Here is a 6,000-nt window from a genome sequence, read left to right on the forward strand (position 1 = left end):
CCGTCCTTCCGAGGTGTCCGCTCTTCCGCGCCGGTCAGCCGGCGCCGGGCTCGCGGACGTGGCGGTGGCCCGCCTCGGGGAACTTCGGCGGGTGGGGGGCGAGTTCCTCGAGCAGCGGGAAGCGGCACTTGGCCGCCACCCGGCAGGAGGCGGCATTGCCGACGGCGTGCAGCAGGTCGAGCCGGGTCAGCCCGGGGCAGCCGGCGTCCAGCGCCCACCGGGTCACCGCGTCGACCGCCAGCGGTGCGATGCCCCGGCCGCGTACCGCTGCCGCCGTCCAGTAGCCGATCTCCCCGGACGCGTCCTGCGCGGCCTTGCGCTTGACCGCCACGTGCCCCACGACGCGTGCCGCGTCGGGCTCGACCACCGCGAAGCTGTAGCGCAGCCCGGCCTGCCAGGACTCGGTCTGCCAGGCGATCCACCGGCCGGCGTCGTCGGCACTGTCGAGGGTGTTCATCAGCCAGCGCCGCATCCGCGGGTCGCGGTGCTCGGCCGCGAGCGCCTCCGCGTCGTCCGCCGCCCACGGCCGCAGCAGCAGCCCCGGTGTGCCGTCCCCCGCGGGGACGGTGAGTTCGACGGTCATCTGCCGGCCTCCCTTGTCTCGCCCGACAATCTACGTGCAGGGCGCACCGGGTGTCCCAGCAGGAGGCGCACCGCTCTGGCGATGCCTTCCGGCGGCAGGTGCGCGTAGCCCACCACCAGCCGGACCAGGCCGTCGTCGCCGTCCGGCGCTCCGGGTGCGGCCCGGTAGTACGACAGCGGGCGGACCGCGACTCCTGCCCCGGCCGCGGCGGCCAGGAGGCGCGGCTCGGGACCGAAGCGCACGGGCAGCGTCACGATCGCGTGCAGCCCGGCCGCGATGCCGCTCACCTCGGCGCCGGGCGCGTGCTCCGCGAGCGCCGCCACCAGCGCGTCCCTGCGCGCCCTGTAGAGCCGCTGGCAGCGCCGCAGATGGCGGTCGTAGGCGCCGGACAGCAGGAAGTCGGCGAGCGCGGCCTGCTCGGTCACCGAGTGCCCCAGGTCCATCGTCCGCTTGCGTTGCGCCGCCTCCGCGACGAGGTCCTGCGGACCCACCATCCACCCCAGCCGCAGCCCGGGCGCCAGCGACTTGCTCGCGGAGCCCGTGTAGACGACATGCCCGGGCGCGAGGCCCTGCAGGGCGCCCACCGGCTGCCGGTCGTAGCGGAAGTCGCCGTCGTAGTCGTCCTCGACCACCACACCGCCGCAGCCCCGCGCCCAGTCGGCCAGCGCGGCCCGCCGCGCCGGCGAGTAGGCGACCCCCGAGGGGAACTGGTGGCAGGGCGTGACCACCGCGGACCGCGCCCCGCAGGCGGCCAGCGCCGCCACCGACAGCCCCTGCCCGTCCACCGGTACGGGCACGGCGGCCAGGCCCGTCGCGGCCAGCAGCGCGGTGTGCTCGGGGCTTCCCGGGTCCTCGACAGCGGTGGTGCGCTGCCCCCTGGCGTGCAGGACCAGGCCGACCAGGGTGTGCGCCTGCGCCACCCCCGAGGTGACCACCACCTGGTCGGGCTCGGCCGCCACCCCGCGGCGCCGGGCCAGCAGCGCGGCCAGTGCGGCCCGCAGCTCCGGCAGGCCGCGCGGGTCGGGGTAGCCGAGCGCCCGGTGCGGGAGCTTGGCCATCACCCGGCGGTGCGCGGCCGACCAGGCCGCCCGCGGGAAGAGGGCCAGGTCGGGCAGGCCGGGGCGCAGGTCGTCGGGGCCGCCGCGGTCGTCGGGCGCGAAGACCGGCGCGGGCCGCGGGTCCTGCTCGCCGCGGACCTGAGCGACCCAGGTGCCCGCGCCCTGCCGGCTGGTCAGATAGCCCTCGGCGGTGAGCTGCGCATACGCGTCGGTGACCAGGCCCCGGGAGACATGGAGGTCGGCGGCCAGCTCCCGGCTCGACGGCAGCTGCGTCCCGGCGCCCAGCCGCCCGGTGCGCACCGCCTCCCGCAAGGCCCCTTGCAGGGCGCGCCCGCGGCCCCGCCCGCCCGTGAGCCCGCCGTCCACCAGGACCTCCCAGGCGGCCTCGCCCCGGGCTCCCGGTTCACTGGTCCTCTTCACCGTCATGGGATTGGACCTTAAACCGGACCACTCTTCCTTCCTAGCGTGGCCCCATGACCTCCTCCGCACGCTCCTCCACTTCCTCCACCTCCTCCTCCACTTCCTCCTTCTCCTCCTCCACTTCCTCCTTCTCCTCCTCGCACCGCGCCGGGATGCTCTTCGCCGCCCTGGCCTGCGTCCTGGTCGGCGCGTCCTTCACCGCGGGCGGTGCGCTGGTGGACTACCCGCACGCGGGCGGGCAGGCGGTCCGCTACGGGCTCGCGTGCCTGCTGCTGGCGTTTCCCGCGGGGCGGGCCGGGGGGTGGGCGCGGCTGCGGGCGCTGCGGCCGCGGCAGTGGGCGCTCGCGGCCGGTGTCGCAGCCGTCGGCATGGTCGGCTTCAACCTCTCGGTGCTGGCCGCCGAGCGCACCGCCCAACCCGCGGTGCCCGGCGTGCTCGTGGGCTGCGCACCGGTCGTGGTCGCCGTCCTGGTACCGCTCGCGGCGGGGCGGCGGCCGGGCAGGGCCGCCGTCGCGGGCGCCGCCATGGTCGCGGCGGGCGCCTTCGTCGTGCAGGGGTGGGGCGGCACGGACACCGCAGGGCTGCTGTGGTCGGTGGCCGCGCTCGGCGGCGAGGTCGGCTTCGCGCTGCTCGCCGCGCCCCTGGTCGCGCCGCTCGGGCCGCTGCTGCTGTCGGCGGCCGTGTGCGGGCTGGCCGCCGCGGAGGCCGCAGTGCTGGGCGTCGCCCGGGGCGGGCGGGCGGCGCTGCGGGTGCCGGACGCGGCGGAGGCGTCGGCGCTGGGCTGGCAGGCGGTGGTGGCCACCGTCGTCGGCTTCGTCTTCTGGTACGCGGGGATGCAGCGGCTGGGCGCCGAGCGGGCCACCCTCTTCTCCGGGCTGATCCCGGTGTCGGCCGCGCTGACCGCGCCGCTGGTCGCGCTCGGGACCTTCGGCGCCGCCCAACTCGCCGGCAGCGCCCTGGTGGCCGCCGGGGTCGCGGTCGGTGCCGGCCGCCGCCGTCCGGCGGGTATCAGGCGGCCGGCGCCGGCGGGGGAGCCGGCCGGGCGGGCGGCCCGGCCGGTCGCGATGCGGCGTTGAGATCGTGTCGGGGGAATTGTCCCGAGGCGGGAACTCCGGTGGGATGGGGGGAGTTGTCTCAGTACGGGCCGGTGCGCGGCACCGGCCCGGCCAACTGCCCCGACCGGGCGCCCCCGTCCCGGTCGGGGCGCCGCCGCACCGCGTCTGCCTGTCCCCTCCTCGGGCGGACGCGGCGCGGAAGCGGTGGGCGGCCGGGCACCCCCCGGGCCGGGGCTACTTCACGTTCAGCAGCTGCTGCAGCGGGTCGATGGCGAAGTAGGCCAGGAAGCACACCGACACACCCCACACCAGCGGGTGCACCTCCCGCACCTTGCCGAGCGCCAGCTTGATGGCGACGAAGGACAGGAAGCCCGCCCCGATGCCGTTGGTGATGCTGTAGGTGAAGGGCATCGCGGCGATGGTCAGGAAGGCCGGGATCGCGATGTCGTACTGGGTCCAGTCGATGTTCCGCACCTGCGCCATCAGCAGGAAGCCCACCGCGACCAGGGCGGGCGCCGCGGCCTGCGAGGGCACCACCGCCGCCAGCGGCGACAGGAACAGTGCCACCGCGAAGAGCGCGCCGGTCACGACGCTGGCGAGCCCGGTGCGCGCGCCCTCGCCGACACCGGCCGCGGACTCGACGTAGGCGGTGTTGGACGACGCGGAGGCCGCACCGCCCGCCACGGCGGCGGCGCCGTCGATGAAGAGCACCCGGCCGATGTTGGGCACCCGGCCCTTGTCGTCGAGCAGCCCGGCCTCGCTGGAGATGCCGACGATCGTGCCCATGGCGTCGAAGAAGTCGGACAGCACCAGGGTGAAGACGAACAGCGAGGCGGTCACCACACCCGCCTCTGAGAAGCCGCCGAAGAGGCTGAAGTGGCCGATGAGCCCGAAGTCCGGGGTGGCCACGACGTCGTCGGGCACCTTGGGCGCGGTCAGCCCCCACGCGGCGGCCGGCAGGTCGGCGATCTCGTTGACGACGATCGCCACCACCGTCATCACCACGATGCTGATCAGGATCGCGCCCTTGACCCGGCGGGCCACCAGCGCGACCGTCAGCAGCACCCCGAGGCAGAAGACCAGCACCGGCCAGCCGGTGAGCGTGCCGGTGCCGCCGAGCTGCACCGGGACCGTCGTCTTGGCCGCGTCGGGGATGCGGCTGGCGAAGCCGGCGTCGATGAAGCCGATGAAGGCGATGAACAGTCCGATGCCGACGCTGATCGCCTGCTTGATCGGCAGCGGGATGGCGTTCATGATCGCCTCGCGCAGCCCGGTGGCGACCAGGACGCAGATCAGCAGGCCTTCGAGGACCACCAGGCCCATGGCGTCCGGCCAGCTCATCTTCGGTGCGAGCTGGAAGGCGACCACGGCGTTGAGGCCGAGCCCGGCGGCCACCGCGAGCGGCAGGTTGCCGCCCACCCCCATGACCGCGGTCATCACCGCGGCCACCAGCGCGGTGGCGGTGACCAGTTGGGTGGTCGACAGGTGGTGCCCGAACTTGTCCGTCGCACCGGACAGGATGATCGGGTTGAGCACGAGGATGTACGCCATGGTGAAGAAGGTGGCGAAGCCTCCGCGTATCTCCCGCCCGGGCGTCGAACCGCGTTCCGATATGCGGAAGTAGCGGTCCAGCGCCTTGCCTCCGGGCGGCGGTGCGGACACCGGCTTGTCGGTGTCCACGACGGGTCCTGGCATGGTGCTCCTCTGGTTGTGCGACCTGGTGCTGCGGCCCTGCGCCGGCGGGTGGTCCGCGGGCGGGGCACACGGATTGTCCTCGCCTGCGGGTCCTGGCGGGTTTCCGCGGCGTTACCCGGTATCACCGTCGGGTTTCAGCCATGCTCAGGTCAACACTTGCGACGGCGGCGATACGGCATCGACTGCCGCGCGGCATGCGGCCGTCCGGTGCGCCCGTGCCCCGCCGCGCCGCTGGACAGCGCCCCCGCCCTCCGGTGGGATGGGCAGGTGAGCGACGACACCCGTCCCGCGCCGGTATCCGCCGCCGAGACCTTCGAACGGCACCGGCCGGTCATGACCGGCGTCGCCTACCGCATGCTCGGCCGCTTCGCCGACGCCGAGGACGTCGTCCAGGAGGCCTGGCTGCGCTGGGCCGACACCGACCGCAGCCGGGTGCGCGAGCCGCGCGCCTTCCTGGTGCGCACCACCACGCGGCTGGCGATCGACCGGCTGCGGCACGTCCAGTCCCGGCACGAGGCCTACGTCGGCGAGTGGCTGCCGGAACCGCTCACCACCGACGGCGAGCCCGGCGCCGAGTCCCGGGTGCTGCTGGCCGAAACGGTGTCGCTGGCGATGCTGGTGCTGCTGGAGTCCCTGACCCCGCTGGAGCGCGCGGTGTTCGTGCTGCGCGAGGCCTTCGGCTACCCCTACGGAGAGATCGCCGCGATCCTGGACCGGGCAGAACCCGCCGTACGCCAGCTCGCCGGGCGCGCCCGGCGCCATGTGGAGGCCAGGGAGCAGCGCTTCGACGCCGACCCCGAGGTCAGCGCCCGGCTCACCGAGCGCTTCCTGGCCGCCTGCACGGGCGGCGACCTGGAAGGCCTGCTCGCGCTGCTCGCCCCCGACGTACGGCTGATCGGCGACGGCGGGGGAGTGCAGAAGGCGCCGCTGCGCATCCTGGCGACAGCGGCCGACGTCGGCCGCTTCCTGCACGCCATCTCCGACGACACACCGCCCGCCATGGGCGTCGCCTTCCGCGAGGTCAACGGGTCGCCGGCGATCGTCATCACCTCGCACGGCCGGCCGCACACCGTGGTGTCGCTGGAGATCAGGGACGGCCGGATCGCCTGCGTCTACCTGCTGACCAACCCCGGCAAGCTCACCGGCATCCGCTGACCCGCGATCACGGCACGGCAAGAAGAACGGTCTA

Annotated in this window: 5 protein-coding genes; 2 read left to right on the forward strand and 3 right to left on the reverse strand. The window is 74.9% G+C overall.

All coding sequences use genetic code 11. From position 1 onward, the window contains the following. Positions 1–34: 34 nt before the first annotated feature. Together JT723_RS21270 and pdxR are read right to left on the reverse strand one after the other, a co-directional pair. Positions 35–583: a GNAT family N-acetyltransferase gene (locus JT723_RS21270; RefSeq protein WP_205046312.1), complete on the reverse strand. Its 549-nt coding sequence runs from the start codon at positions 581–583 to the stop codon at positions 35–37. Continuing rightward, a complete protein-coding gene (gene pdxR, locus JT723_RS21275; protein WP_205046313.1) occupies positions 580–2,067 on the reverse strand; it encodes a MocR-like pyridoxine biosynthesis transcription factor PdxR in 1,488 nt (495 codons plus the stop codon). Before pdxR ends, JT723_RS21270 begins: the two co-directional genes overlap by 4 nt. 146 nt (positions 2,068–2,213) lie before the next feature. Between pdxR and JT723_RS21280 the strand changes: the two genes are divergently transcribed. Further along, positions 2,214–3,137, forward strand: a complete 924-nt coding sequence (locus JT723_RS21280) for an EamA family transporter (RefSeq protein ID WP_205046334.1) — start codon at positions 2,214–2,216, stop codon at positions 3,135–3,137. 213 nt (positions 3,138–3,350) lie between these two features. Here JT723_RS21280 and JT723_RS21285 read toward each other — a convergent pair whose 3' ends face one another. After that, positions 3,351–4,811 (reverse strand): NCS2 family permease, encoded by a 1,461-nt coding sequence (locus tag JT723_RS21285; protein WP_205046314.1) that lies wholly within the window; start codon positions 4,809–4,811, stop codon positions 3,351–3,353. A gap of 267 nt (positions 4,812–5,078) precedes the next feature. Here JT723_RS21285 and JT723_RS21290 point away from each other — a divergent pair, with 267 nt between their 5' ends. After that, entirely contained in the window at positions 5,079–5,966 is an 888-nt protein-coding gene (locus tag JT723_RS21290; RefSeq protein WP_265934598.1) for an RNA polymerase sigma-70 factor, read from the forward strand. Positions 5,967–6,000 lie beyond the last annotated feature (34 nt).

This window comes from Actinacidiphila bryophytorum, assembly GCF_016916835.1.
GTDB lineage: Bacteria > Actinomycetota > Actinomycetes > Streptomycetales > Streptomycetaceae > Actinacidiphila > Actinacidiphila bryophytorum.